Below are 25424 nucleotides of genomic sequence, written 5' to 3' on the forward strand. Positions count from 1 at the left end.
GGAGGTTAGCCGGAGACCTTCTGGCTGGCGGAGGCTTTCCCGTCAGCGTCCGTGGAGGCAGCGTTGCTACCCAGCCCGGCGAGGGCGAAGGCGCCACCGTTCGAGCCGGCGGCCGGGGTGAAGTCGTAGCCCGACTCACCGTGCGAGGTGACGTCGATGCCACCGACCTCGGTGTCCTCGCTGACCCGCGCGGCCTTGATGGCCTTGAGGATGAGCGCGAGCACCGCGGCGATCACGAACGAGTACACCGTGACCGAGAGGCTACCCAGGAACTGACGGCCCAGCTGGCTGAAACCGCCACCGTAGAAGAGGCCGTTGCTGGCGTTGAGGATCTTCTCGTCGGTGATGCCGGAGTTGACGGCGTCGGTGGCGAAGAAGCCGATCGCCAGCGAGCCGATCCAGCCACCGACGAAGTGCACGCCGACCACGTCGAGCGAGTCGTCGTAGCCCAGCTTGTACTTCAGGCCGACGGCCAGGGCGCAGACCACACCGGCGACGAGGCCGAGGATCGTGGCCGGGATCGGGGCGATGAAGCCACAGGCCGGAGTGATGGCGACCAGACCGGCAACCGCACCGGAGGAGGCACCGACCAGGGTCGGCTTCTTGTCCCGGATCCACTCCACCGCGACCCAGCCGACGAGCGCGGCGGCCGTGGCGACCTGGGTGTTGATGAAGGCGATGACGGTGGTGCCGTCGACGGTCAGCTCGGAGCCGGCGTTGAAGCCGAACCAGCCGAACCAGAGCAGACCGGCGCCCAGGGCGACGAACGGCACGTTGTGCGGCCGCATGTTCTCCCGCGGCCAGCCGATCCGCTTACCGAGGATCAGAGCCAGCGCGAGCGCGGCGGCACCCGCGTTGATGTGGACCGCGGTACCACCCGCGAAGTCCAGAGCGCGAATCTTCGAGCCGATGAAGCCGCCGCCCCAGACCCAGTGCGCGACCGGGACGTAGACGAGAGTGAACCAGCCGAGCGCGAAGAGCACCCAGCCGCCGAACTTCATCCGGTCCGAGACAGCGCCGCTGATCAGGGCGACCGTGATGACAGCGAACATCATCTGGAAGACCAGGAAGGCGTACGTCGGGATGCCGGTGTTGGCCCCGAAGAACAGCCACTCCTCGGAGATCGTCCCCACCGGGGTACCGAGGTAGCTGAAGTTGCCGATGAAGTTGTTGAGACCGGCGTTCTCGTTGACGCCGAATGCCAGGGTGAAGCCGTAGATGATCCACAGGACGCTGATGAGCCCGATTGAGGCGAAGCTCATCATCATCATGTTCAGAACGCCCTTGGACCGGTTGAGGCCACCGTAGAACAGCGCCAGACCGGGTGTCATGAGCAAAACGAGCGCAGACGACAGGAGCAACCAAGCGGTATTGCCGGTGTTGATCTCCACGCTGCCTCCTCTCGGAATAAGGTGTCCTCACACACGACCCACTCGGCTCCGTCGCCTGTCGGCCGGTTCGGCGGAAGCCTTCCGGTCCGCTGTTTCGAGCACGGTCCATGCGCGATTTCCGGCGCGTGACGGGTTGTTTCCGACGTGTGAAGAAACTCTCACAGTCCGCAGGGCAGTACTCCGCGAAGTGCCAAGATATCGGGATCAAAACCCCCATCGCAGCGCTTCGGGTAGAAGATCACCGTCAGCGGAGTGCGTACTCCAGCGTGTGGCGCTCGTAATCGAGCAGCCGGAGGTCACGCATCGGACGGCGAAGGTGACCTTTGTGAACGATCCGGACGAACGCCGGGTCGCCGGCGGCCGCCATCCGCCGAATCCCCTCGACGTGGTCGACGATCCGTTTCCTTATGGTCCGGACCAGCCGATGCCGGTCGCGGGGAATCAGTCCGTACGCGTCCGCGAACAGCCGCAGCCGGCGCGGACGGTTGGGCCGCTTCCAGCCGAGCGTGTACGAATCCCGGTCGCTGAAGAGCGGCACCCAGGTCCAGGCCGCGTACGCCACGTCGTACAGACGTGAGCCCGGCGAAGCGAGGTCGAAATCGATCAGGGCAAGGGTGCCGTCCGGACGCCAGACCACGTTGTGCGGGGCGGCGTCGTGGTGACAGATCACCTCGGTGTCCGGCGGGGGCGGCCCGAACGAGCGCCAGACCGACCCCGGCGGGGGCACAAAACCGTACTGGGCGTCGTGGAACATCCGCAGCATCGTGCCGACGGTGACCAGGGCTTCCTCGGTGACCCAGTGCGGGGCCAGTGGATATTCTCCGCACTCGCCGTCCAGGTAGGAGAGGACCTCGCGGCCTTTCTCGTCCATGCCGAGGGCGGACGGCGAGCCGGTGAAACCGACCCGCTCCAGATGGTTCAGCAGGGCGTGCACGGCCGGGGTCCAGGGACCCGCGTTACGCCGGACCGTGTCACCGATCCGGGACACCGTGCTGACGTTGCCACCGTGCAGCGGAATCTCGCGCACCGGCTCCTGCGTCACCAACGTCCTCCCCGGATCTCCTTCGTACACTTTGTGAGCCTACGCGTCCCCGCCAAGCAAGGCCTCCACGAAAGCCGCGGGCTCGAACGGCGCGAGGTCGTCCGGACCCTCGCCGAGTCCCACGAGCTTCACCGGGATGCCCAGCTTGCGCTGCACCGCGATGACGATGCCGCCCTTGGCGGTGCCGTCCAGCTTGGTCAGAACGACACCCGTGACATCCACCACCTCAGTGAACACGCGGGCCTGCTCCAGACCGTTCTGGCCGGTCGTGGCGTCGAGAACCAGCAGCGTCTCGTCGACCGGGCCGTGCTTCTCCACGACCCGCTTGACCTTGCCGAGCTCGTCCATCAGGCCGACCTTGTTCTGCAGGCGGCCCGCGGTGTCGATCAGCACGGTGTCCACGCCGACCTCGATACCCCGTTTCACCGCGTCGAACGCCACACTCGCCGGATCGCCGCCCTCCGGGCCACGCACGGTCTCGGCGCCGACCCGCTCGCCCCAGGTCGCCAGTTGCTCGGCGGCGGCCGCCCGGAAGGTGTCGGCCGCGCCGAAGAGCACGGTGCGGCCGTCCGCGATCAGCACCCGGCCGATTTTGCCGCAGGTGGTGGTCTTCCCGGCGCCGTTCACGCCGACGACCATCACGACGGCCGGGCGGCCATCGTGCGGAGCGGTCTTCAGGCTGCGGTCGAGGTCGGGCTCCAGCGCGCCGACGAGCTCCTCGGCGAGCTGCTCACGGACCTCGGAGACGGAACGCGTACCGAGGATCCGGACCCGCTCCCGGAGCCGCTCGACGAGCACCTGTGTGGCCTCCACGCCGACGTCGGCGCTGATCAGGCTCTCCTCGATCTCCTCCCAGTCCTCCTCTTCCAGGTGATCCCGGGAGAGAACGGTGAGCAGGCCCCGGCCGAGGGCGTTCTGCGAGCGGGCCAGCCGGGCACGCAGCCGGACCAGCCGGCCGGCGGTCGGCGCCGGCTTCTCGATCTCGGGAGTCTCGTCCTCGACGACCGGAGGAGCCACGACGGCCGGAGGGGCCTCGTCGACGGCCGGAGCAGGCGAGACGGGCCGCTCGATGAGCGGCGGCAACTCGTCCTCGGCCGGCACCGTCGGCGCCGTCGGCGGGCGCTCCAGGGTGGTCGTCGAGCCCGGGGCGGGCGGCGGCGGGAGCTCCTTGCGGCGCATCTTCGGCACCACCAGCCCGATCGCGCCCGCGACCAGGACGACGAGCAGGATCACTGCGGCGACCACGTATTCCATGCCCGAATCCTTACAGATGAGCCGTACCCACGTGGCTCGGGTCGTGCACTGGCGATTCCGGGCCTCCCGGCGGAGGATGGGGAACCCCCTTGGTACCAGCACGGAAGGCATTCGCATGCGGCAATTCCCCGGCGTCATCCGGTGACCGCTCAGTTACTCATCGGCCCGATGCTGCGGCGAGTCACCGGCGACCGCGCCACCATCTGGCTGGAGACCAGCGAGCCCGCCGAGGTGTTCATCGAGACCGAGAGCGGCGCCACCGGCTCCGCGCCGACCTTCTCGGCGTACGGGCACCACTACGCCGTGATCGTCGTGACCGGCCTGGTTCCGGACTCGGCACAGGCCTACACGGTCACGCTCGACGGGCGTTCGGTGTGGCCGGCGGCCGGTTCCGCGTACCCTCCCTCGGTGATCCGGACCCGGGCCACCGACGACCGTGACCAACCGGTGAGCCTGACCTTCGGGTCCTGCCGTGAGGGGACGCCGCAGTCGAGTGGGCGGCGGCTGCCGCCGGACGCACTCGACGCGCTCGCGCGGCGGCTGATGGCTGGCACCCAGGACCGGCCCGACCTGCTGGTGCTGCTCGGCGACCAGGTGTACGCGGACGAGACCTCGGCGAAGGTCAAGCGGTACCTGAGAAAGCGCCGCCGCAACGGCCACGACGGTCCGGACGACCAGGTCGTCGCCTTCGAGGAGTACACGAAGCTCTACCTGGAGTCATGGCGCGACCCGGAGGTGCGGTGGCTGTTCTCCACCGTGCCCAGCGTGATGATCTTCGACGACCACGAGCTGATCGACGACTGGAACACCTCGGCCTCCTGGCGTGCCGACATCGCGCAGAACTCCTGGTGGCGCAAGCGGATCGCGGACGGCCTCGCGTCGTACTGGATCTACCAGCACGTGGGCAACCTGAGCCCGGACGAGCTCGCCGCCGACCCGCTGTTCCAGAAGGTGTCCTCGGCCGGCGACGCCACCGAGCTCCTGCACGAGTTCGGGCTGCGGGTCGACGAGCCGGGTTCGGCGGAGAACACCGACCAGCCGTACCAGTGGAGCTTCGCGCTCGACGTCGGCCGGACCCGCCTGGTCGTGCTGGACAACCGCTGCAACCGGGTGCTCACCCCGGGTGCGCGGGCCATGCTCCCGGCGAGCGAGTGGGACTGGTTCCTGGACCGTGCGCACGGCGATTACGACCACCTGGTGGTCGGCTCGTCGCTGCCGTGGCTGATGCCGCCCGCCATCCACCACCTCGAGGCGTGGAACGAGCGGATCTCCGAGTCGCGGCACGCCCGCACGGCCGCGTTCGGCGAGCAGATCCGGCGCGCGTTCGACCTGGAGCACTGGGCGGCGTTCGGCAAGTCGTTCGCGGCGCTCGGCGAGCTGTTCCGGCGGCTCGGCGAGGGCAATCCGGACGCGCCGGGCCGCCGCGTCGGGGCGGGCGGGGCGTACGCCGCACCCGCCTCGATCAGCGTGCTCTCCGGTGACGTGCATCACTCGTACGTGGCGAAGGCCGACTTCGGGCAGGCCCTCGCCACCCCGGTGATGCAGCTGACCTGCTCGCCCATCCACAACCAGGTTCCGGCGCCGATGCGGCCGCTGATGCGTTTCAGCTGGTCGCGGGCGGTGGCCAGGGTGGCCCGGGGCCTGTCCAAGTCGGCCGGGGTGGCGAAACCGGCGCTGCGCTGGAAACGGGTGGCCGGGCCGTACTTCGGCAACGCGGTCGGCACCCTCCGGCTGGAGGGCCGGTCCGCCACCGCCCGGATCGAGGGCACCTCCAAGGACGGCGACCTCTTCGACGTGGCCGAGGTCAAGTACTGATCGCTCAGTCGAGGGCCGGGATGTTCGCCTTGCCCCGGTCCTCGACGGCGTAATTCGTGAGGAACCCGTTGTCGCCGCTCTCCTCGGCGATCACTTCCCCTTCCTTGGTGGTCTGCACGAAGAGACCGGCCACCTCGATCAGGCGGCCCGGGCTGTCGGCGGCCGCCTCGGGGAACGTGAATATCTGATCCTTCTCGGACGCGTCGCACGCCTCGATCTTGATCTGCAGCGACCGGGAGCCGCCCGGCGAGTGGACCTGTAGGCAGTACGCCTCACCGCCGGCCCTCAACTTGCCGGTCTTGAGCAGGAACTTCTCGGCGCCGGAGCTGACCGGGACGGCCACGAACAGTGAACGGTCGCCGGGCTTCGCCAGTTCGAGGATGCCGTCCGAGCCGACGGTGAGAGCGTCCCCGCCAGCGGACGCGACAGTCGTGAAGACGACCTGCCGGTTGAGACCGGGAAGGCTGCCCGGCCCGGCCGGAGCCTCGGTCGCCGGAGCCTCGGTCACCGGGGCGCTTTCTTCAGCCGGCGTCGACTCCACCGGCGGTGCCGCGGAGGACGCGGCCGGGGCAGGCGACGTGGGAGAAGCTGACGGGGTGGAGGCGGAGGAACAGGCCTGGACGGCCAGAACCAGGGCACACCCACCGACTGACGCGACGATCCTGCCGAGACGAGACATGCCCTCATCCTTCCGGGAGCCGGGCCGGAGCCGACATCCCGGAAAGATGCCGATCACTCCGGAAGATCAAGAACCTTGCGAAGGTACGGAAGATGCTCCGGTCCGGCCCAGCGGTAACCGGTGAGTCCCGCAGTCCGGGCGCCCTGCACCGCGCGGTCGTCGTCGTCCACCATGAGCACGTGTTTCGGCAGCTTGCCGACCTTGAGGCAGGCCTGCGTGAAGAACTCCTTCGCCGGCTTGTGCACCTTCAGCTCCCAGGAGCTGATCACCTCGTCCACCTCGTCGGTGAGACCGAGCGCGTCCAGGTCGCCGCGGAGCCGGTCGGTCGCGTTCGTGGCGATCGCGACCGGACGGCCGGCGGCGCGCACCTCACGGACGAACGCCAGCACCTCCGGGTCGACCTCACCCCGGTACGCCTGCCAGGCCGCGACCGCGGCGGCCGACTCCGCCTCGTCGAGCGGGAGCCGGCTCGCGACCAGGCTCATCCACTCCTCGTCGGTGATCTCGCCGGCCATCGCGGGCCGGTAGATGTCCCAGGACATCGACGTCTCGAGCAACGAGGCCGGCTTCAGCCCGTACTGCACCTCGACGGCGATCATCGGAGCCGGGTCCCAGCGGCGCAGCACGCCGTCCAGGTCGATGAGCATGGCCCTGGCGCGATCGCGCATGTCTGTCTAGTCCTCTTCCTCGCGAACCAGCCGCTGGCTGATCACCTGGGTGACACCCGCGCGCATCGTGACGCCGTAGAGGGCGTCCGCGACCTCCATCGTGCGCTTCTGGTGCGTGATGATGAGCAGCTGGCTCTTCTCCCGGAGCTGCCGGAAGAGCGTAATCAACCGGCCCAGGTTGACGTCGTCCAGGGCCGCCTCGACCTCGTCCATGATGTAGAAGGGCGAGGGGCGGGCGCGGAAGATCGCGCAGAGCATCGCGACCGCGGTCAGCGAGCGCTCGCCACCGGAGAGCAGCGACAGCCGCTTGATCTTTTTGCCCGGCGGGCGGGCCTCGACCTCGACGCCGGTGGTGAGCATGTCCTCCGGGTCGGTCAGCACGAGCCGGCCCTCACCGCCGGGGAACAGCACCTGGAAGACGGCCTGGAACTCCCGGGCGGTGTCCTCGAACGCCGAGGCGAAGACCTCGAGGATCCGGTCGTCGACGTCCTTCACGACGGTGAGCAGGTCCCTGCGGGTGGCCTTGAGGTCCTCCAGCTGGTCGGAGAGGAACTTGTACCGCTCCTCCAGGGCGGCGAACTCCTCCAGGGCCAGCGGGTTCACCTTGCCGAGCAGGGTGAGGTCGCGCTCCGCCTTGTTCGCCCGTTTCTCCTGGGTCGGCCGGTGGAACGGGACCGGCTCGGGCGCCGGCTTGCCGTCCTTCTCGGCCAGTGCCACGTCGGCCTGGGTCGGCGGCACCAGCTGCTCCGGGCCGTACTCCAGGATCAGCGTCTCGACATCGAGCGAGAAGTCCTCGGCGGCTTTCGCCTCCAGCTGGTCGATCCGCATCCGCTGCTCGGCGCGGGCCATCTCGTCGCGGTGCACCTCGCCGGTGAGCCGCTCCAGCTCGGTGACGAGGCGTTTCGCGGTGGCGCGTACCTCCTGCAGCTCCGCTTCCCGGCTGGTGCGCGCCTGGGCCAGTTCGTCGCGGTGATCGGCCGCGCCGGCCAGCGAGACGGCGACGTGCTCCAGCGCCCCGGCCGCGCCGAGCGCGACCGACTGAGCGATCTTCGCGCCTCGGGCGCGTGCCTCCCGGCGGGCCGCGGCCCTCTCCCGGGCCTGCCGTTCCGCGTTGGCCTGACGCATCAGCGAGTCGGCGCGGCCGGCGATCGAGGAGACCCGCTCCTCCGCGGTACGCACCGCGAGCCGGACCTCCATCTCGTTCTGCCGGGCCTGCGGCACCATCGCGGCGAGCTGGTCACGCTCCTCGGTGGAGGGTTCCTCGTCGATCGGGGTGTCCTCGGCCAGCCGGAGACGCTCCTCCAGCTCGGCCAGGCGCATCACGTCGGTCTCCCGGGCCGCCTCGGCTTTCTGCCGGGACGCGCCGAGGCGCTCGCTCTCCGCCTTGGCCGACCGGGCCGCCGCGCCCAGCTCGGCGAGCCGGCGGGCGGACGCGTTGCGCTCACCCTCGGCGGCGCGCTTCGCCTGCGCTGCCACGTTCACCGCTTGCTTGAGCTCGGCCACCTCGGCCCGGGCCGCGCCGAGCTGGTCCTTGAGCTCGGCGATTGCCTCCTCCGCGGTGGCGCGCTTGGCCTTGGCCTCGTCGACCGCGGCCTGCACCTCGATGTAACTCGTCGCTTTCGCCGAACCGCCGGCCGACGCGTAGGCGCCGACCACGTCACCGTCCGGCGTCACCGCGCGCAGCTCGGCGTTGTCCGCCACGAGCGCGGCCGCGGCGGCCAGGTCGGGAACGAGCACCATGTCGCGCAGCACCCGGTTGAGCGCCGGGCGGATCTGCTCCGGGCAGTCGACGATCTCGGGCGCCCAGACGGCGCCTTCCGGCAACTGCGGGCGCAAGCTCTCCAGAGAGCCACGCATTCCGGGTCCTGCGGACCCGGCGACCACGAGATCCGCGCGGCCCGCGTCAGCGATCTTGAGGGTACGCATGGCTTCGATCGCCTCGTCGACACCGGACAGGGCGACGGAGTCGGCGAGCCCGCCCAGTGCCGCGGCGAGCGCGACCTCGTGTCCCGGGCGGACGGTCAGCAGCGAGGCGAGGCTGCCCAGCAGGCCCGGCACCTGACCGGCCCGGGCGAGCAGAGCGCCGGCGCCGTCCTTGCGCTTGAGGCCGAGGGCGAGCGCCTCCTCGCGGGCCTTCCAGCTGGCGGCGTCCTTCTCCGCGGCGCGTTCGGCGTCGGAGAGCTCGCGAACCACGGCGGCGGCCCGGTCGTGGGCGGCGACCGCCTCGTCGTGCTGCGCGTCGAGGTCGGCGTTGTCCCGGTCGGCCTCCGAGGTCTCGTCGGCGACCAGGTCGACCTCGGCCTGTGCGGCTTCGGCACGCATCAGCGCGTCGCTGTGCGCCGTCGCGAGACGCTCGATCTCCTCGGCGACGCCTTCGGTACGCGCGCGGGCGGCGTTCACGTTGCCGGTCAGCTTCGCCAGGCCCTCACGCCGGTCGGCGATCGCCTTGGCTGCCGCACGCAGCGCGCCCTCGGCCGCGGCCAGCTGCCGTTCCAGGTCCTGCCGCTGCTCGACCGCCTCGGCCAGGCGCATCTGGTCCTCGGTCAGCGCCTCGCGCAGCTCCTCTTCCTGCTCGCGAACACTCTCCGCCTCGGCTTCGAGCATCTCCGGGTCGCGGCCCGGGCGTTCCTCGTCCGGAGTCGCGGCGAGGTGACGCAGCCGTTCGGTGGCCAGCTGCTCGGTGGAACGGAAGCGTTCCTGCAGGGTGGACAGTTTGTACCAGGCGTCCTGTGCGGCCGCCAGCAGCGGCGCGTCCTCGGCGTGCTGTGTCTCCAGGTCGGCGAGCCAGCGCTGGATCTCGCGGTTCTCCGCCTCCACCTGTCCACGGCGGTCACGCATCGCCGACTCGTCGGCGATCTCCTTGTCCAGAGTGGTACGCAGGGTGTGCAGGTCGTCGGCGAGCAACCGGAGCCGGGCGTCGCGCAGGTCGGCCTGGATGCCGGCCGCCCGCCGGGCCACCTCGGCCTGCTTGCCGAGCGGCTTGAGCTGGCGGCGCAGCTCGGTGGTCAGGTCGCCGAGCCGGTTGAGGTTCACCTGCATCGCGTCGAGCTTGCGGATCGCCTTCTCTTTGCGCTTGCGGTGCTTGAGGACGCCGGCCGCCTCCTCGATGAAGGAGCGGCGGTCCTCGGGCTTGGCGTGCAGCATCGCGTCGAGCCGGCCCTGGCCGACGATGATGTGCATCTCCCGGCCGATGCCGGAGTCGCTGAGCAGCTCCTGGATGTCGAGCAGCCGGCAGGCGTTGCCGTTGATCTCGTACTCGCTGGCGCCGTCCCGGAACATCCGGCGGGTGATCGAGACCTCGGTGTACTCGATCGGCAGGGCACCGTCGTTGTTGTCGATCGTGAGCGTCACCTCGGCGCGGCCCAGCGGCGCCCGGCCGGAGGTGCCGGCGAAGATGACGTCCTCCATCTTGCCGCCGCGCAGCGCTTTCGCGCCCTGCTCGCCCAGCACCCAGGCGATGGCGTCGACGACGTTGGACTTGCCGGATCCGTTCGGGCCCACGACACAGGTGATGCCCGGCTCCAGCCGCAACGTGGTGGCGGAGGCGAAGGACTTGAAGCCCTTGACCGTCAGGCTCTTGAGGTGCACGGATCTCCGAGGGTCGGCGGATGGACGCTGCTGGTGGCAGGCTACCCGCAGGGGGTCGGATGAGCAGTGACACGCCGCGCCAGAGGCGAGCACCGGGAGCGAAAAAACGGACAAAAAACTGCGCGCCGCCACAGATGTGGAGGCGCGCTTTTTCTTTCCTGCTCTTCTTCGGTGCCTTCTTCAGTGCCCTGCTGTTCGCTTGGGTGCGAATGGTGCGAGGGGATGAACGCCGGGTGTCACCCCGCGGACTTCACCGGCGCTCGGGTGGGGCTCAGGTCAGGGCGGGCTCGGTCAGCCGCGCGAAATCGTCTGCCTCCGCGGCAGCGGCCGCGAGACGATCGTTTTCCGCCCGGAGGCGGGTGACCTCGAACTCCAGGGACTGCACCCGGGAACGCAGTCGGGTGACCTCGTCGAGGAGGCGCCGGTCGGGCGCCGCACCTACGTGGCCGTAGAGGGCCTTAGCCATCGTGACTCCTTGTGACGCGCTGCGTCTCGTTGTGTTCTTTGCCGGATAGGCCGGCCAACGTCCGCCCAGGAATTTGCACAGCCCCAGGACTCACGGGCACGCGTGAGCGCAGAACCCTGCTAAGCGATCAACAAGATTCTCTGGTGCGAAAGCTCAAGCCACGAACGGACCGGGGCATGAGTGGGCGCGACTGGCGACACCTCCATAGTCCGCCGATACCCACCCTCCGTCAAGCCGAGGCATTCGTGGTTCGGCGCTTCTTCTCAGTGAATCACGCCACCAACACGGTTTAGCTGCTGTTATGCGCCTTCTGCCAGTTTGCGAGAGAGCGTGCGGGCCGGTGCGGCGTCACACACTGCCCATTCTGGCGGTCAGCGTCGATCCACCTCATCGGCGAGCGCACCGGCCTCCTGAGGGGCCCGCGCACCGAAATTCGCCGTCGCATCAATGCCCCTTCCGGGCAAAAACGGGCAAAGGCGACGGACATAGCGGTTCAAAAGGGGCGTAATTGTGTCGCCTAGCTGACAGGATCCGGCAACTTCGGCCGGTTGTGTCGTTGCCCCCACCGTGAATCCGACCCCGTCGCGCGAGCGCATCTGTCTGCTGACCGGCGGCGGGTACCCGTACCGGCGGGACGCCCTCGGGGGTTGGTGCCGGACCCTCGTCGAGGGTCTGCACCGATTCCGCTTCGAGTTGCTGACCGTCACGGACCGTGAATTGCCGTCCGCGCCGGCGTACCCGCTCCCGTTCAATGTCGGCTCGGCGCGCACTGTCGCGCTGGGCAGCGACGTCGTCCGTCCTGGGCGTCGCCGTACCAGCCCTCCGGGCCGCGCCAGCACCCCGGACGAGGACGAGGCCGCCGCCCTGCTCTGCCGTGGTCTGCTCGACGATGACGGGCTGCTCGACTCCGAGGGGCCGGCTGGTTCGCAATTCGCTGACGGGCTGCGGAGTCTTGTCGAGTTCGCCGGAGGACCTGATCCGTTCGGCGGCGTGCCGCTCACCGAGGCGCTGATCGAGGCCTGGCGGCTGCGACAGGCCTCGCGTGGCCCGGACACCCCGCCGCTGCCCCGGCTCAGCGTGCGCGATGCGCGTACCGCGGCGATGCTGCTGCGGCACGCCATGCGCGCGCTCGCCGTCGAACTGCCCGAAGTGGAGCTGGTGCACTGCGTCGGCGGGACCACGCCGTTACTTGCCGCTCTCGCCGGGCGGTGGCGCAGCGGGGTGCCGCTGCTGCTGACCGAGGCGCGTACGCCGGTGCCGCGGCAACGGCCCGCCGAGGACCGGCTCTCCGCCGCGGTCCGAACCGTGCTGCGGCGTTTCCGCAGTTCGGTCGCGCGGGCCGGGTACGCCGAGGCCGAGCTGATCGCGCCCCTGAGCACGTACCACCACGGGTGGGCGCTGGAGCACGGCGCACGGCCGGCCCGGCTGGTGCAGGTGCCCGCCGGGGTGGACCCGCGCGACTACCCCGGAGCGGTCGAACTCAGCGCGGCGCCCACCGTGGTCTGGGCCGGCAGCGGCGGGCCGGACAGCGGGCTCGCCGTTGTGCTGGAGGCGTTCTCGGACGTCGCCGGCGCCATCCCGGGGACCGTGCTGCACCTGGTCGGCGTCACCGCGGCGCACGAGGAACACTGCGCCGAGCAGATCGAGCGCACCGGGCTGGGCCGGGCCGTACGCCTGCACCCGCTGCCCGCCGACCCCCGCGATCGATACGCCGCCGGGCAGGTCGTCGCGCACGTTCCAGGGCCGGCCGACCCGCCGTATCGCCTGGTCGAGGCCATGATGTCGGGCCGGGCCGTGGTCGGCGTGGACATCGGGCCGGCCGCCGAGACCCTCGGTGACACCGGGATCCTGGTACCGCCGAACGACCCGGCCGAACTCGCCATCGCCATCGTCGACCTGCTCCGCGACCCGGCCCGGCGCCGCCTGCTCGGCGACGCGGCACGGCAGCGGGCGCTCAGCCACTTCACCGTCGACCGGGTGGTTCGCGTCTACGGCGCTCTCTACACCGACCTCGCCGCGCCGCCGCCCGCGCCCGCTTTCGAGCTGGCGCTCGCCGTCGCGGCTCCACGGACCACGACGCCGGCCACCGTGCGCTGGCTGACCCGGGAGGACTGATGACGATCACTGGAGAACGTGGCGCGAGCGGCACCGGCAGGCCCGGGGCTGCGCAGGCGCCGGTTCAACAGACGCTGTCGGCGCGGAACCGTGCCCGGCGGCGGGCGAACGCCGGGGAGCCACGGCACGACTTCGAAGAACTTTCGCCTCCTCGCCGGCGTAGTGCGGGGCCGGGACGGCATGCGGTCGAGCCGCGGATTCTCTTCGGTGGCTCGGCGGTGGCCGACGACTCCGATGTTGAGGGGTTCTGGGACCAGCCGATCACCGGGGAGGTCGCCGAGGAGGTGGCCGGGCCGGTGGTGGCCGACGAGGCAGCCGGTGCAATGCCTTTGCATGCGGGGGGCGAGTCGGCGTTCTTCGATGATGTGAGCGCCGATTACGCGTACCGGATCAAGAGAAAGAGACGCGCAAAGCGCGGGTTTCTCGCCGGGGCGGTGGTGCGGTGTTGTCTTTATGTGGGGCCGCTGAGCGTGGCGGTGGCCGCGGCGCCGTCGCTGAGGCTGGTCGCGTGGCCGGTCACCGCCGTGATGCTGCTGCTCGGATGGGGTGCGGCGCAGGGGCTGGCCAGCGTGGGAGTGGTTGCCTTCCAGCGGGCCGGAGAGGCGGCCGCGGCACGTCTCGTGGTGACCGGGTTCGCCGCGGCGAGCGGGATCTGGTGCGCGTTCGTGTGGGTCGCGCCGGCCTCGCTGCTCGGACCGGATCGGGCGCTCGCCGCCACCGTCGGCGTCTGCGGGCTGCTCGCCATGGGCAGCGTGACCGCCGCGCTCGTCACCCGGGCTGAAGGGGCGATCGCTGCGTGGTACCTGCCCTGCTGGCTTCTCGCCGCACTCGCCTGCGCGGGCAGTCTGGGCGTGACCTGGGCAGCGGCCGTTCCGGTGGAGACCATGGTGCCCGGCGCGATCGTCGCGGTGACGGTGCGGGCATTCCGTCCGGCGGTGCTGCCGGGACGCATCGGCCGGAGCCGGCTGACCGTTGCTGATCGTCGCCGGGGCTTGTCCTACATGGTCATCGGCGCGGCGCAGGCCGCCTGTGTGACCCTGCTCTGGCACGGCGGACCGGCGAACACGCCACTGCCCGTGGTGCTGCCGGTGCTGCTCGCCGTTCCGATGCTGGAAGCGCTGATCGGCTGGCACATCGAACGTCTCGACGCCGGCCTGGACTCCGCCGAGGACGCCGTCGAACTCGGCCGGCACGTCCGCAACGTCACCGCGATCACGCTCGCCGGGTTCCTGCCGCCGCTCGCCGCCGGCATCGGGCTCGCGGTCGCCGCCTTCGGGCTGCCCGGCATGCGCGACGGGGTGCTCGCCCTCGCCGCCGGAACCCTGCTCGGCGGAGTGTTCGCCGTGACGTCGCTGCTCGCGGCCCGGTTCCGGCACGGCATCGCCGCGTCGCTCGCCGTCGCTCCGCCGCTCGCCGCTGTTGTCATCGCCCTTTTTCCCTCATCCAACGGACCGCTGCCGGCCGCTGTCGTCGTGCTCGCCACGGCACACCTGGCCGGACTGCTCATCGTCGCCCTGACCGCTGCCGATTTACGGAGGACGCCGTGAAGACACTGTTCCCGTCGTACGCCCACCCGTCTCCTGCTCTTGAGCTGGACGCTGAAACGTGGATTGTTCGTGAAGAGCCTGGTGACCGGCGGACGCTGCATCAGTCGCTGGGCCGGATCGACCTGGACTGGGGTAGCCGGTCGCTTGCTGATGTGCTGACTGATGTCGATGCTTGGCGGGCTGACGGGGTGGAGGGGTTGTTCCTGGATCGGGCTCCTGCCGGGTCGGGTGGGGTGGGGCCGGTGGCGCTGACGATTCGGCTGGCTGCTCGGCGGGGGTTGCATCGGGTGGTGCTCAATCCTGGGGTGCCTACGCATCCGCTCTATCGGGATTTAGGGGTGCGGATTTGTTCGTTCGAGGGGCCTTGGGAGGCCTATCAGAACTGGGATGGGGACGGGGTCCGGGCTGGTGACGGGCACATCGTGCACGGGGTGCCGCCGGAGATGCTGACTGCTGCCCGGAGGTTGATGGGGCGGCGGGGTGCTGGGTTCGGGTTGGCTACGGATCTGGGGCCGAGGGTTAGCGTGACGGCGTCCGGGCGAGGGGCGCACGCGGCCGATTGACGGCGGTTCCGGGGCGGGCCGGGGCGGGGGCCGGGGCCGGGGCCGGGGCGGGCCGGGGCGGGCCGGGGCCGGGGCCGGGGCGGGCCGGGGCGGGCCGGGGCGGGCCGGGGTGGCTTGGCCCGGCCCGGCCCGGCTGGCCCAACTTGGGTCGGCCCGGCTTGGCCTGCCTGATTCAACCGGGTTCGGACTGTTTCGGCTTGGTGCGGCTTGCTTGGTGCGGCTTGCTTGGTGCGGCTTGCTTGGTGCGGCTTGCTTGGTGCGGCTTGGCCAGCGCTGAGAGCCAGCCGGGCCAGCGTGGGACCGGCCGGCCCCTGTCGCAGGGTTGCAGGGTGGGTCAGGTCGCACACAACGCCACCGTGTGCCCTGGTCCACGCCCTGGTCGTGTTGAAGTCACACAGACCGCTACTGTGCGACCCCGCCTACGCCACACCGAGCATCTGTGGGACCCCGTCCACGCCACACCGAGCGTCCGTGGGACCCCGTCCACGCCACACCGAGCGTCCGTGCGACCCGTCCACGAGCCACGTAGTTCCGAGCACACGGTGGGCTCTCGTCCCGCTTCGCTGGAGCCCACGTCGATCAGCCGGCACCCCACGCCGCATCGGCATGCTGAAGGAAAGCTCGGATGGTCTGCATTCGGGCACTGCTCGCCAAGATCCGCAGAGGCGGGGGCGGGGGCGGCAGGGGCTGCGCCGCCATTCTGTGGGCCCGTGGTGGGCCGGTAGCGGCTCAGGCCGCGCAGTAATTCTCGCTGCGACGCGCTGGCGCAGATCTTGTGCGGTTCGGCCGTCCGAGTGACCGCAAACTCACGAGTTCGGGAGGCCGCCGCCGCCCTGGCGTGTCGACTTCGGTTAGCCCCCGGGACTGGCACTCGCCGACGCCACAAACGACTCGGTGCTGCCACAAATGTGGAGAGTGCCGGCTTTGTGAAGTCCTGTGGTGGTCAGAGCAACCACAGCGTTCCACGAATGAGCCGCAGAACCCCCCGCCGGGCGCTCACCCTTCGTGACATCGGGAGTACCCCGCCGGGCGCTCACCCTTCGTGACATCGGGAGTGCCCCGACCGGCGCCCGCGAGATGCGCCGGGCCAGACTCGCCGAGACCGGCCTGCGGGCGCGCCGAGTCGAGCTTGCTGGGTCGGTTCAGAGGGCTGCGCGCGGCCGTGGCTGGCAACGCGGACAGCTGAACGACGACCGGTTCATGAACTGCTCGCGCCGGATCAACGTCCCGCATCGCGAGCAGGGCTCCCCCTCCCGCCCATAAGCATTCAGCGCCCGATCGAAATAACCGCTCTCCCCGTTCACATTCACATAGAGCTCGTCAAAACTCGTCCCCCCGGCCACGATCGCCTCGGACAGCACCTCGCGCACATGCCCGAGCAGCCGCTTCACCCCGGGCCGGCTCAGCTGATCAGTAGCGCGAGCCCCATGCAGTTTCGCCCGCCACAAAGCCTCGTCGGCGTAGATGTTCCCCACCCCGGAGATCAAACTCTGGTCGAGCAGAGCCCGCTTGATCTCGGTGTGCCGCCCACGCAGGCGAGCCGAAAACGCCTCGTCGTCAAACAGTGGATCCATCGGATCACGGGCGATGTGCGAGATCTCGCCAGGCAGCTCCGCGCCACCTTCGGAAACGGACAACCCGCCGAAGGTCCGCTGATCGACGAACCGCAGCTGCGGACCGCCATCAGTGAACGTGAACCGAACCCGCAGATGCTTCTCGTCCGGCACCGCCGCGGGCTGCATCAGCAGCTGCCCGCTCATACCCAGATGCGCGATGATCGCGTCGCCGGAGTCGAGCGGCAGCCACAGATATTTGCCACGCCGAGAGATGTCCAGGACGGTCCGGCCGGCCAAAAGAGCTGCAAAATGGACGTCGCCCGGCAAATGCCTGCGGATCGCACGGGGGTGGTGCACCTCGACGGTCGCGATCGTGCGGCCGGCCACCCATTTGGCCAGCCCCTGGCGAACGGTCTCGACCTCGGGAAGCTCGGGCACGGCAACGATCCTTCCGAAACGAACGAAACCAAACGAAACGAAACGGGAAACCCCAACTGCAACAAAACGAAACAAACAAAACAAAACGAAACAAACGAAACGAAACGAAACGGACCAAACTAGAGCGTGTAAGGCCAGACGGTAACCAGGTACGCCCCGTACCAAAGACCGAACGCGGCCCACGCCGTGATCGCCAGGATCGCGACCCGGGGGCGGGCACGGGAAGCTGCCACGACGGCCGGCAGCAGCGTCAAGAGCACGGGCAGCAGCAGACGTGGCTTGGAGTGGTAGAAACCGGCCTGCCCATAGACCAGGATCATCGCCACCACCCCGTAGACGGCGAGCGGCAGCCAGGGTTTCCCGGCCAGCGCGACCCCGGCCGCGGCGAGCGCCACGAGCAGGATCAGGGCCACGCTCATCGCGATCCAGCCGTCACCCGTACGCAAGGTGGTCTTCAAGAATTCGAATGTGCTCTTGCCGTAGTCGAACGAGGTGCCCCAGCCGGCCGTCTGGATCTTGAACCAGGCGTCGGGCTCGCCGACCCGCCAGGCCACCCATCCGAGGAACAGCGGCACTCCGGAGAGGGCCGCACCCGCCGCGATCAGCGGTTCCCAGGCGATCCGGCCCTCCGCGGCACGGATCTCGCGCACCGCGAGGACCGCCGCCACCGCGAGCGCCAGTGCGGCCGCCGCTCCGGTCGGCCGGCTCAGCGCGGTGAGCAGGCCGAGCAGGCCGGCTGCCCACCAGACGCTGCGGTGCGCGGCCACGAACATCCCCGCCACCAGGGCGAGGAAGATGCTTTCCGAGTACGCCATCGAGAGCACCACGGAAGCCGGAGCAGAGCAGCAGATCGCCACCAGCGCCCAGCCGGCCCGCTTCGAATAAAGGCTGGTGCCGAGCAGGTGGAGCGCGATCGCCGCGCCGATCGAGGCGATCCAGGCGATCAGGACCGCCGCGGTCGACGCGGGCAGCCCGATCGCCGCACCGAACCGGATCAGGATCGGGTAGACCGGGAAGAACGCCAGCTCGTTGCCCTGAAGCACGCCGTTCGCGTCGTACGTGTACCCGTGCGGGTAACCGTCCATCGCGACCCGGAGGAACCAGCCGGCGTCCCAGACGAGCAGCCGGTCCCAGACGCTGCGGGGCTCAGCGGTCGCGCCGCCGAGCCACCAGATCATCAGCAGCTGGCCTGCTCGGGTGAGCGCCAGGATGCCGACCGCGGTGCCGACGCCCCTGGCGGCGCCCGCTTTGTCCCACAGCCGCTCTTTCTGCTCCACGAGAGTCACCGTCACGCCCGGGATCATGGCATGTCCGGGACGGATTCCTCAGCCTCGGCACGGTCGGTCAGCGTGCGCCACGCCGCCGCGGCGGCCCGCTGCTCGGCCTGCTTCTTGCTGCGGCCCTCGGAACCGCCGTACCGCTCGCCGGCGACGACCACCCAGGCGGTGAACGTCTTGGCGTGGTCCGGGCCGGAGTCCTCGATCTCGTAATCCGGCACGCCCAGGCCGAGCGCCGCGGTCAGCTCCTGGAGGCTGGTTTTCCAGTCCAGGGCCGCGCCACGGCTCGCCGACTCGAGCATCAGCGGGTCGAAGAGCCGGTGGATCACCTCGCCGGCCACTTCCAGCCCGTGCTCCAGGTAGATCGCACCGAGCAGGGCCTCCAGGGTGTCGGCGAGGATGCTCGCCTTGTCCCGGCCGCCGGTGGTCTCCTCGCCCTTGCCGAGCAGCAGGTGCGGGCCGAGACCCAGCGGGCCCAGGCCGCGCGCCACTTCGGCGAGTGCGTGCATGTTGACCACGCTGGCTCGCAGCTTGGCGAGCTGACCCTCGGGAAGGTCCGGGTGGTTGTGGAAGAGGGCCGACGTGATCACGACGCCCAGCACCGAGTCGCCGAGGAACTCCAGCCGCTCGTTGGTGGGCAGGCCGCCGTTCTCGTAGGCGTACGAACGGTGGGTCAGCGCACGCTCCAGGAGCTCTGGCTTGAAGGGGATGCCGAAGGCCTCCTCCAGCGGCTCGGTGGACGGGCGTCGACGCTTGTCAATCATGCGATACCTCGCTGTATCTGAGCAGATCGGCGATGGCCGCGACCGAGGCGCGGCGATGCAGGTCCGCCGCGTAGGCGATGCCCGCGGCGAGATCGGAACCGGTGGCCGCGCCGTGGCAGACCACGACGGTGCCGCCCACGCCGAGCAGGACGGCGGCACGTGGGGGAAGGGCGGTGCCGGGCTTCGGAGGGCCGGTGAGTGCGTACCCGGTCTCCAAGCCCTTGAGAAGGACATTTCCGGTGAAACCATCGGTCACCACCACATCAGCAGCGGAACCGAGGACAACGTCGCCGCCTTCGACCAGGCCGACGTAGCGCGCACCCGCGGGCAGCGGCCGCGACGCGAACAGCGACGGCGCCGAGCGGCGCAGACGATCACCCTTGCCGGTCTCACTGCCGATGGTCAGCAGACCGACGCGGGGACTTTTAAGATCAAAGACAATTGATGCGTACGCGGAACCGAGCCGAGCGTGCGCCAACAGGGCTGCCTCGTCCGGATCCACGCTCGAACCGACGTCGAGCAGGACAAGCCGGCCGGCGGCGGTGGGCAGCACCGCGGCGAGGGCCGGGCGGCGTACGCCGGGCCAGCGGCCCAGTTCCCGGGCCGCGGAAAGGACCGTGGCGCCGGTGTCCCCGGCCGAGACGAGCGCGTCAGCACGCCCCTCGGCGACGGCGTTGGCCGCGCCACGGACTGTTTCGGCGGTGGTGACCACCGTCGTGATGCGCTGCCGGTCCGGCGGATCGAGGGCAGCGAGAACCGCGTCGGCGGCTTCGGCCGGGCCGACGAGAGTCAGGTGCAGGGACGGATCGGCCTGAGCGGCACGCAGAGCGCCGTCAACCACGACGGCGGGAGCCTGGTCCCCGCCGAGGAGGTCGACGGCGATCCGCGCGGTGCCCGGCTCCCCGACAGTCCTCTGTCCGGGAGCCGTTGCACCGTTCGTTCGCCACCGCTCTGGTGCGACCCGCCCGATGATCGGGCGTGTCACGCGGCGACGTCAGACCTCGAGGACCTGACGACCGTTGTAGGTACCGCAGACCGAGCAGGCGGTGTGCGGCAGCTTCGGCGACTTGCACTGGGGGCACGCCGTGGTAACCACGGCGGTCGCCTTCCAGTTCGCCCGACGCGAGCGGGTGTTGCTGCGCGACATCTTGCGCTTGGGGACGGCCACGGTACTACTCCTCAGAATTCGTCAGGTTGCGCAATGCAGCCCAGCGGGGATCGACGTCTTCGTGGTTGTGATCCACCGGAAGGTCGTCGAGATGTACCCCACACTCGGGGCACAGCCCTGGGCAATCCGGCCGGCACAGCGGGGTGACCGGCAGGGTCAGCACGATTGCGTCCCGAACCGCCGGTTCCAGGTCGAGCAGGTCGCCCGACATCCGCCCCACCTCGTCATCATCCGTGGTCTCCTCGGTGGTGCTGTCCGCGTACGCGAACATCGCCGCCAGGGGAACCTCGAACGACTCGCCGATCTCGTTGAGGCATCGGCCGCACTCACCCGAGAGTGAGCCACGAACGGTGCCGCTGATGTAGACCCCTTCGGAGACCGACGTCATGCTCAGATCGAGCTCGAGGTCGGACCCTTCGAGAACCGAGATCAGCTCCAGACCGAGGTCCGCCGGCGCCGGTACCACCCGACTCAGGGCACGCGTCGCACCAGGCTGCCGTGGAAGCTTGATCGTGTCTACGACAAGCGGCTGCCTGGGGTCCAGGTGACTCTGCGGTGACTTGGGCATCGTGATTCCTCAGCCATAGGTAGGCCGACCGAAAACATTACCTGAGCTTGTCGTGAACCGTCGAATCGGCCCCAGCTCAGAACGGCAGCGGGCGCTCCGCGTCCTCACCCTGGAAGGTGCCGATCTCGCGGAGCGCATGCATCTTGTCACGGCCACGCTCTATCGATGCCAGCGCCCTGGTCAGGAACTGCTCGAAGTTGGCAAGAGCGGTGTCGACGTAGTCGTCGACCTCCTCACGGAGCCGCTGAGCCTCGGTACGCGCCTCGGCGATGATCCGGGCGCCCTCGTGCTCGGCGGAGACCGTGATCTCGTTGACCGAGACGAGCCGGGCGTGTTCAGCCTCACCCTCGCCGACGATCCGATCGGCCTCACGGCGGCCGGCATCGATGATCCGGTCGCGCTCCTCGAGCACCGCCGCGGCCTTTCGCAGCTCCGACGGGAGCTCGGCCCTCAAGACCTCGAGCCGGTCGATCATCTCGGCCCGGTCGAACATGAAATTCGTACGGGACATCGGAACGGAGCGCGCGTCCTGCACGAAATCGATGATCTCGTCGATCCGGTCGAGCGGGTCCACCGCTTCACTCCTCAAGTTCGCAGCGTGGGCCGATCACGTTACTGCCTCTTGCCCGAACCGGTCCCCGGCGCGCCGGGGATCTCAGTTCTGCTTGAGGCGGCTGATCAGGCGTTCCAGGACCGGGTCCGGAAGGTACGCCGATGCGTCGCCACCCCATTTGACCACGTCTTTGACCAAGCTCGACGAAAGGAACGAGTAAAGCGGATTCGTCGGCATGAACAGCGTCTCCACACCCGACAGGCCGATGTTCATCTGCGCCATCTGCAACTCGTAGTCGAAGTCGCTCACCGCGCGTAGTCCTTTGACCACGACGGCGGCACCCTGGTCACGGCAGAAATCCACCAGAAGACCGTGGAACGCGGCGACCCGGACGTTGCCGTACTGCGCCGTCGACTCGCGGAGCATCTCGAGTCGTTCGTCGATGGTGAAGAGTCCCACCTTCGACTGGTTGATGAGCACACCGATGATGACCTCGTCGAAGAGCCGGCTGGCCCGTCCGATGATGTCGAGATGCCCGTTCGTGACCGGATCGAAGGAGCCGGGACACACCGCTCGTCTCATGATCGGCGACCGTACCAAAGAGTGGTCTCCCCGTAACGCCGGGTGCGTTCTTCGACCAGACCGTCCAACCAGCTCATCCTGCTGCGCTTGGACCGCTCGAAGACCACGACGGCGTCCGGCGCGAGCCAGCCCTGCGACACCAGGAGCTCCTGAACGGTGTCCATCTCGGTGGACTCCACGGCGTACGGCGGATCGGCGAAGACCACGTCGTACGGTCCGCCCTCCGGTGGGCTCGCGAGGACCTGGAGCACCCGTCCGGTGACGACCCTGGCCGCCTGGCCGACACGGAGCGCGACGATGTTGTCACGGATGACCCGTGCCGCCTTCGCGTCCGATTCGACCAGAAGAGCGTGCGAGGCTCCACGGGACAACGCCTCCAGGCCCACTGCTCCAGATCCGGCATAAAGGTCAGCGAACCGCGCATCGGGAATGTCGGTCATCGTCGCCAATGAACTGAAGAACGCCTCGCGTACGCGGTCCGAAGTGGGCCTTGTCTGTGCGCCGGCGGGAGCAGTCAGCCGACGACCACCAAGAGTGCCCGCGATAATCCTCGTCATCGACGCTGACGCTACTTCACCAGCCAAGTCAATCCACTGAGCAGGAGAGATTTCCCTCGTGGCGGGCACGCCGCGCGACGGGACCGTTCCGTTCGGTACATGGAAGATCTCGGATTGATATCAAGACCCTTAGCGGGCGCTGGGCGGTTTCTTTGATCTCCTGAAGTGACTATGGTCGGGCGACGTTGCGGGTCCGTTCTATCGTTCCCGCTTGATGACGCGGGGAGGCGTCGTCGCAGGTCACTCCGTCCACATGTGGCCAGAGCCGGCTTTCCTCGCGCACTCCTTCCTGACCCCTTACACAGGAGATGGCGTGAACCTGTTCAGCCCCTCACTCCGCCGGACCGGAACGGTTGTCGCTGGCGCGACCCTCGGTCTGCTCGGCGTGATTTCCACCGCGATGCCCGCCCTGGCATGCCACCCCGAAATCTCGGGTACGTCCGCGTGTGTCAGCGAAGACGGCACCTGGGTCATCAACTGGGACGTGAAGAGCAGCGAGCCCTTCGACGGCGTAGTCAAGGCCGTGACCGCCACGACCGATCCCTCCGACAAGACGGTCAGCCTGACCGGCATCACCGTCGGTGGAGTTCTCCCGGCGGGTGGCCTCACCGCTGTCCAGACCGTGAAGGACGCCGAGTCCGCAACCCTGTCGGTCCAGGGCGAGTGGACGCTCAAGAGCCGTCGCGGTGAAGATCGCAAGCAGGGCGGCACCCGCACCGGCACCGTCACGAAGCCCACCGAGAAGTGCGCCACGACGCCTCCGGTCGACGAGTCGCCGTCCCCGAGCGCGTCGGTGAGCGAGTCCGCGAGCGCTTCCCCGAGCGCGTCGGTCAGCGAGTCGGTCAGCGCTTCCCCGAGCGCGTCCGTCAGCGAGTCGGCCAGCGCCAGTGCCTCCCCGAGCGTGTCGGTCAGCGCGTCGCCGAGCACCAGCCCGACGCCGTCCTCGACCACGAGCACGCCGCCGGCCGAGGAGATCCCGGTCACCGAGCCGATCTTCATCTACGACACCACGTGCGACACCCTGACCGTCGGCATCGAGGTCCCCTCTGACTGGCCCGAGGCCATCACGGTCACCTTCAACCCGACCACGGGCGAGACCGAGACCGTCACGGCCAAGCCGGGCGAGACCAAGACCGTCGACTTCCCCGCTTCCGAGGGCCTCGAGGTCACCGCGACCCCGCAGGGCTACGAGGACGAGGCCGCGACCATCGCGTACGAGGCTCCGGCCGACTGTGACGAGGGTGGCGCCGCGGGTGGCGAAGGCGACGAGGGCGGCCTGCCCGTCACCGGTGCCGCCGCTGGTGGCGTCGCCGCCGGCGCCGTGGCCCTGCTGGCCATCGGTGGCTTCCTCTTCTTCGCGGCTCGCCGCCGGAAGCTGAAGTTCACCGCCTGATAGGCACTCGCACCACGTAGTTCGATCACAGCAACAACCGGGGGGCGCGTCGACGGAATTCGTCGGCGCGCCCTTCGTACGCCCCTCCCGTTTCCCCTGGAGAAGATCTTGCGACACACCCCCCTCCGCCGCGTCGCTCTCGTCGCGGCCGGCGCTCTGCTGGGCCTGACCGGCCTGGCGAGCGTCGCCTCCCCCGCGATGGCGACCGGTTCCTCCTGTACGACGGCCGCCAACGCCGAGTACAAGCACGAGTTCAACGGCCCGGCCGGCACCGCGAGCATCGAGCTCACCAACGGCCCGCTCTGCGAGGGCGAATCCCAGTCGTTCGCCCTGGTCTCCTACACCGCGCCGTCGGCGCAGTTCGAGACGCCGCAGTTCGTCCTGGACACGTCGAAGCAGGCGTTCACCGCCCCTGGCGACAAGCGCGAGCTCACCACCAACAAGCTCGACTTCAAGGTCGCGGTGCCGGAGTGCTACACCCAGGTCGACTTCGTCTTCGGCGACGAGATCATCGACGAGCTGGTCAACGGTGGCGCGCGCTACAACGACCGCAAGGTCGGCAGCCCCGGCGCCCCGGGCTACAAGTCCAAGCCGGCCGCGGGCCAGCCGCAGAACGCCTGGTACAACGGCGGATCGGGTACCTGCAAGGCCGAGCCCGAGGTCAAGGCGCTGCCCGACTGCCAGGGCAACGTCACCCTCAAGCTGATCAACCGCAGCAACTTCAGCACCCCGTTCCGCATCACCGCTGACGGCAACTTCAGCGAGACGAAAACCGTCGGCGTCAACGCGGAGCCGGTCGACGTGAAGGTTCCGGCCGCCAACGCGAAGAACATCGTCGTGAAGGCGCAGAACAAGGTGCTCTACGAGGGCAGCTGGACCAAGCCGGAGGACTGCCAGGTCCCCGAGGTCGGTACCCCCGACGCGAAGTACACCAGCTCCTGCGAGGGCCTCACCTTCGAGGTGAAGAACCCGGAGAACGGTAAGGACCTGACCGCCACCTTCACGCCGACCACCGGCGAGGCGCAGACCCTCACGGTGAAGGCGAACGAGACCAAGACGGCGTTCTTCCCGGGCACCGAGGGTCTCAAGGTCACGGTCTCCGGTGACCTGGACGTGCTGAACGGCGAGGTCGTCTGGACCAAGCCGGCCGACTGCGGCACGGACACCCCGCCGGCCGAGGGCACCCCGAGTGCCTCTCCCTCGGTGAGCACCCCGGCCGAGACGCCGTCGGCCACGCCGTCGGAGAGCACCGCCACCCCGACCGAGAGCACCAGCACCTCCCCGGTCGCCACCACCCCGGTCAGCGACGACGAGGACACCTCGCTGCCGGTAACCGGTGCGGCCGCCGGTGGCATCGCGGGCGGCGCAGCGCTGCTCGTCGCCGTGGGTGCGGGTCTCTTCTTCATGGCCCGTCGGCGCAAGCTGAACTTCAAGGCCTGA

The 25424-nt window shown here is 69.5% G+C and carries 22 protein-coding genes; 6 read left to right on the forward strand and 16 right to left on the reverse strand.

The genetic code is table 11. From position 1 onward, the window contains the following. Positions 1 to 5: 5 nt before the first annotated feature. The 3 genes from ACQP2E_RS33305 to ftsY form a co-directional block, all read right to left on the reverse strand. Positions 6 to 1331, reverse strand: a complete 1326-nt coding sequence (locus tag ACQP2E_RS33305) for an ammonium transporter (RefSeq protein ID WP_433826954.1) — start codon at positions 1329 to 1331, stop codon at positions 6 to 8. Between the two features lie 304 nt (positions 1332 to 1635). Continuing rightward, entirely contained in the window at positions 1636 to 2433 is a 798-nt protein-coding gene (locus ACQP2E_RS33310) for an aminoglycoside phosphotransferase family protein (protein WP_111654236.1), read from the reverse strand. Positions 2434 to 2472: 39 nt separating this feature from the next. Further along, on the reverse strand, positions 2473 to 3687 hold the full coding sequence (gene ftsY, locus ACQP2E_RS33315) for a signal recognition particle-docking protein FtsY (RefSeq protein WP_433826955.1): 1215 nt from the start codon (positions 3685 to 3687) through the stop codon (positions 2473 to 2475). A 141-nt stretch (positions 3688 to 3828) separates the two neighbouring features. Here ftsY and ACQP2E_RS33320 point away from each other — a divergent pair, with 141 nt between their 5' ends. Further along, positions 3829 to 5502, forward strand: coding sequence for an alkaline phosphatase D family protein (locus ACQP2E_RS33320; protein ID WP_433826956.1), 1674 nt, complete (start codon positions 3829 to 3831; stop codon positions 5500 to 5502). Between the two features lie 4 nt (positions 5503 to 5506). On the opposite strand, the gene ACQP2E_RS33325 is transcribed toward ACQP2E_RS33320, so the two are convergent. The 4 genes from ACQP2E_RS33325 to ACQP2E_RS33340 form a co-directional block, all read right to left on the reverse strand. Continuing rightward, positions 5507 to 6181 (reverse strand): hypothetical protein, encoded by a 675-nt coding sequence (locus ACQP2E_RS33325; protein WP_433826957.1) that lies wholly within the window; start codon positions 6179 to 6181, stop codon positions 5507 to 5509. Positions 6182 to 6234: 53 nt separating this feature from the next. Then, positions 6235 to 6849, reverse strand: a complete 615-nt coding sequence (locus tag ACQP2E_RS33330) for an HAD family hydrolase (RefSeq protein WP_433826958.1) — start codon at positions 6847 to 6849, stop codon at positions 6235 to 6237. Positions 6850 to 6855: 6 nt separating this feature from the next. After that, positions 6856 to 10437: a chromosome segregation protein SMC gene (gene smc / locus ACQP2E_RS33335; protein WP_433826959.1), complete on the reverse strand. Its 3582-nt coding sequence runs from the start codon at positions 10435 to 10437 to the stop codon at positions 6856 to 6858. A gap of 271 nt (positions 10438 to 10708) precedes the next feature. Continuing rightward, positions 10709 to 10903: a hypothetical protein gene (locus ACQP2E_RS33340; RefSeq protein WP_014447165.1), complete on the reverse strand. Its 195-nt coding sequence runs from the start codon at positions 10901 to 10903 to the stop codon at positions 10709 to 10711. Between the two features lie 567 nt (positions 10904 to 11470). On the opposite strand from ACQP2E_RS33340, the gene ACQP2E_RS33345 reads away from it, so the two are divergent. From ACQP2E_RS33345 to ACQP2E_RS33355, 3 genes are all read left to right on the forward strand, one after another. Further along, positions 11471 to 13018, forward strand: a complete 1548-nt coding sequence (locus ACQP2E_RS33345) for a glycosyltransferase (protein ID WP_433826960.1) — start codon at positions 11471 to 11473, stop codon at positions 13016 to 13018. Further along, entirely contained in the window at positions 13018 to 14565 is a 1548-nt protein-coding gene (locus tag ACQP2E_RS33350; protein ID WP_433826961.1) for a hypothetical protein, read from the forward strand. Before ACQP2E_RS33345 ends, ACQP2E_RS33350 begins: the two co-directional genes overlap by 1 nt. A 152-nt stretch (positions 14566 to 14717) precedes the next feature. Next, the gene (locus ACQP2E_RS33355; RefSeq protein ID WP_433834151.1) at positions 14718 to 15128 is read left to right on the forward strand and encodes a spherulation-specific family 4 protein; all 411 of its coding nucleotides are present in this window, start codon (positions 14718 to 14720) and stop codon (positions 15126 to 15128) included. A gap of 1142 nt (positions 15129 to 16270) precedes the next feature. Here ACQP2E_RS33355 and mutM read toward each other — a convergent pair. The 9 genes from mutM to rsmD form a co-directional block, all read right to left on the reverse strand. Continuing rightward, positions 16271 to 17122 (reverse strand): bifunctional DNA-formamidopyrimidine glycosylase/DNA-(apurinic or apyrimidinic site) lyase, encoded by an 852-nt coding sequence (mutM, locus tag ACQP2E_RS33360; protein ID WP_433834153.1) that lies wholly within the window; start codon positions 17120 to 17122, stop codon positions 16271 to 16273. 119 nt (positions 17123 to 17241) lie between these two features. Beyond that, entirely contained in the window at positions 17242 to 18414 is a 1173-nt protein-coding gene (locus ACQP2E_RS33365; RefSeq protein ID WP_433826962.1) for a mannosyltransferase family protein, read from the reverse strand. A gap of 8 nt (positions 18415 to 18422) precedes the next feature. Continuing rightward, positions 18423 to 19163, reverse strand: coding sequence for a ribonuclease III (rnc, locus tag ACQP2E_RS33370; RefSeq protein WP_433826963.1), 741 nt, complete (start codon positions 19161 to 19163; stop codon positions 18423 to 18425). Continuing rightward, entirely contained in the window at positions 19156 to 20046 is an 891-nt protein-coding gene (locus ACQP2E_RS33375) for a phosphate acyltransferase PlsX (RefSeq protein WP_433834155.1), read from the reverse strand. The genes rnc and ACQP2E_RS33375 overlap by 8 nt, the downstream gene beginning before the upstream one ends. Positions 20047 to 20157: 111 nt before the next feature. Further along, the gene (gene rpmF, locus ACQP2E_RS33380; RefSeq protein WP_433826964.1) at positions 20158 to 20331 is read right to left on the reverse strand and encodes a 50S ribosomal protein L32; all 174 of its coding nucleotides are present in this window, start codon (positions 20329 to 20331) and stop codon (positions 20158 to 20160) included. Positions 20332 to 20335: 4 nt separating this feature from the next. Beyond that, a complete protein-coding gene (locus ACQP2E_RS33385) occupies positions 20336 to 20899 on the reverse strand; it encodes a YceD family protein (RefSeq protein ID WP_433826965.1) in 564 nt (187 codons plus the stop codon). Between the two features lie 76 nt (positions 20900 to 20975). Beyond that, the gene (locus ACQP2E_RS33390) at positions 20976 to 21473 is read right to left on the reverse strand and encodes a hypothetical protein (protein ID WP_433826966.1); all 498 of its coding nucleotides are present in this window, start codon (positions 21471 to 21473) and stop codon (positions 20976 to 20978) included. A gap of 81 nt (positions 21474 to 21554) precedes the next feature. Next, a complete protein-coding gene (gene coaD, locus ACQP2E_RS33395; protein ID WP_433826967.1) occupies positions 21555 to 22034 on the reverse strand; it encodes a pantetheine-phosphate adenylyltransferase in 480 nt (159 codons plus the stop codon). Further along, complete coding sequence (gene rsmD, locus ACQP2E_RS33400; protein WP_433826968.1) at positions 22031 to 22591, reverse strand: 16S rRNA (guanine(966)-N(2))-methyltransferase RsmD; 561 nt, start codon at positions 22589 to 22591, stop codon at positions 22031 to 22033. Before rsmD ends, coaD begins: the two co-directional genes overlap by 4 nt. A 313-nt stretch (positions 22592 to 22904) precedes the next feature. Here rsmD and ACQP2E_RS33405 point away from each other — a divergent pair, with 313 nt between their 5' ends. Both ACQP2E_RS33405 and ACQP2E_RS33410 read left to right on the forward strand, forming a co-directional pair. After that, positions 22905 to 23984: a hypothetical protein gene (locus tag ACQP2E_RS33405; RefSeq protein WP_433826969.1), complete on the forward strand. Its 1080-nt coding sequence runs from the start codon at positions 22905 to 22907 to the stop codon at positions 23982 to 23984. A 108-nt stretch (positions 23985 to 24092) separates the two neighbouring features. Further along, a complete protein-coding gene (locus tag ACQP2E_RS33410) occupies positions 24093 to 25424 on the forward strand; it encodes a hypothetical protein (protein WP_433826970.1) in 1332 nt (443 codons plus the stop codon).

This window comes from Actinoplanes sp. CA-015351, from assembly GCF_050955685.1.
GTDB lineage: Bacteria > Actinomycetota > Actinomycetes > Mycobacteriales > Micromonosporaceae > Actinoplanes.

Coding starts and splice junctions, on each gene's coding strand:
- ACQP2E_RS33350 (WP_433826961.1), top strand. CDS start 13,018: ATGACGATCACTGGAGAACGTGGCGCGAGCGGCACCGGCAGGCCCGGG.
- ftsY (WP_433826955.1), bottom strand. CDS start 3,687: ATGGAATACGTGGTCGCCGCAGTGATCCTGCTCGTCGTCCTGGTCGCG.
- ACQP2E_RS33305 (WP_433826954.1), bottom strand. CDS start 1,331: ATGACACCCGGTCTGGCGCTGTTCTACGGTGGCCTCAACCGGTCCAAG.
- ACQP2E_RS33385 (WP_433826965.1), bottom strand. CDS start 20,899: ATGCCCAAGTCACCGCAGAGTCACCTGGACCCCAGGCAGCCGCTTGTC.
- coaD (WP_433826967.1), bottom strand. CDS start 22,034: ATGAGACGAGCGGTGTGTCCCGGCTCCTTCGATCCGGTCACGAACGGG.
- ACQP2E_RS33325 (WP_433826957.1), bottom strand. CDS start 6,181: ATGTCTCGTCTCGGCAGGATCGTCGCGTCAGTCGGTGGGTGTGCCCTG.
- ACQP2E_RS33330 (WP_433826958.1), bottom strand. CDS start 6,849: ATGCGCGATCGCGCCAGGGCCATGCTCATCGACCTGGACGGCGTGCTG.
- rsmD (WP_433826968.1), bottom strand. CDS start 22,591: ATGACGAGGATTATCGCGGGCACTCTTGGTGGTCGTCGGCTGACTGCT.
- rnc (WP_433826963.1), bottom strand. CDS start 19,163: ATGATTGACAAGCGTCGACGCCCGTCCACCGAGCCGCTGGAGGAGGCC.
- ACQP2E_RS33340 (WP_014447165.1), bottom strand. CDS start 10,903: ATGGCTAAGGCCCTCTACGGCCACGTAGGTGCGGCGCCCGACCGGCGC.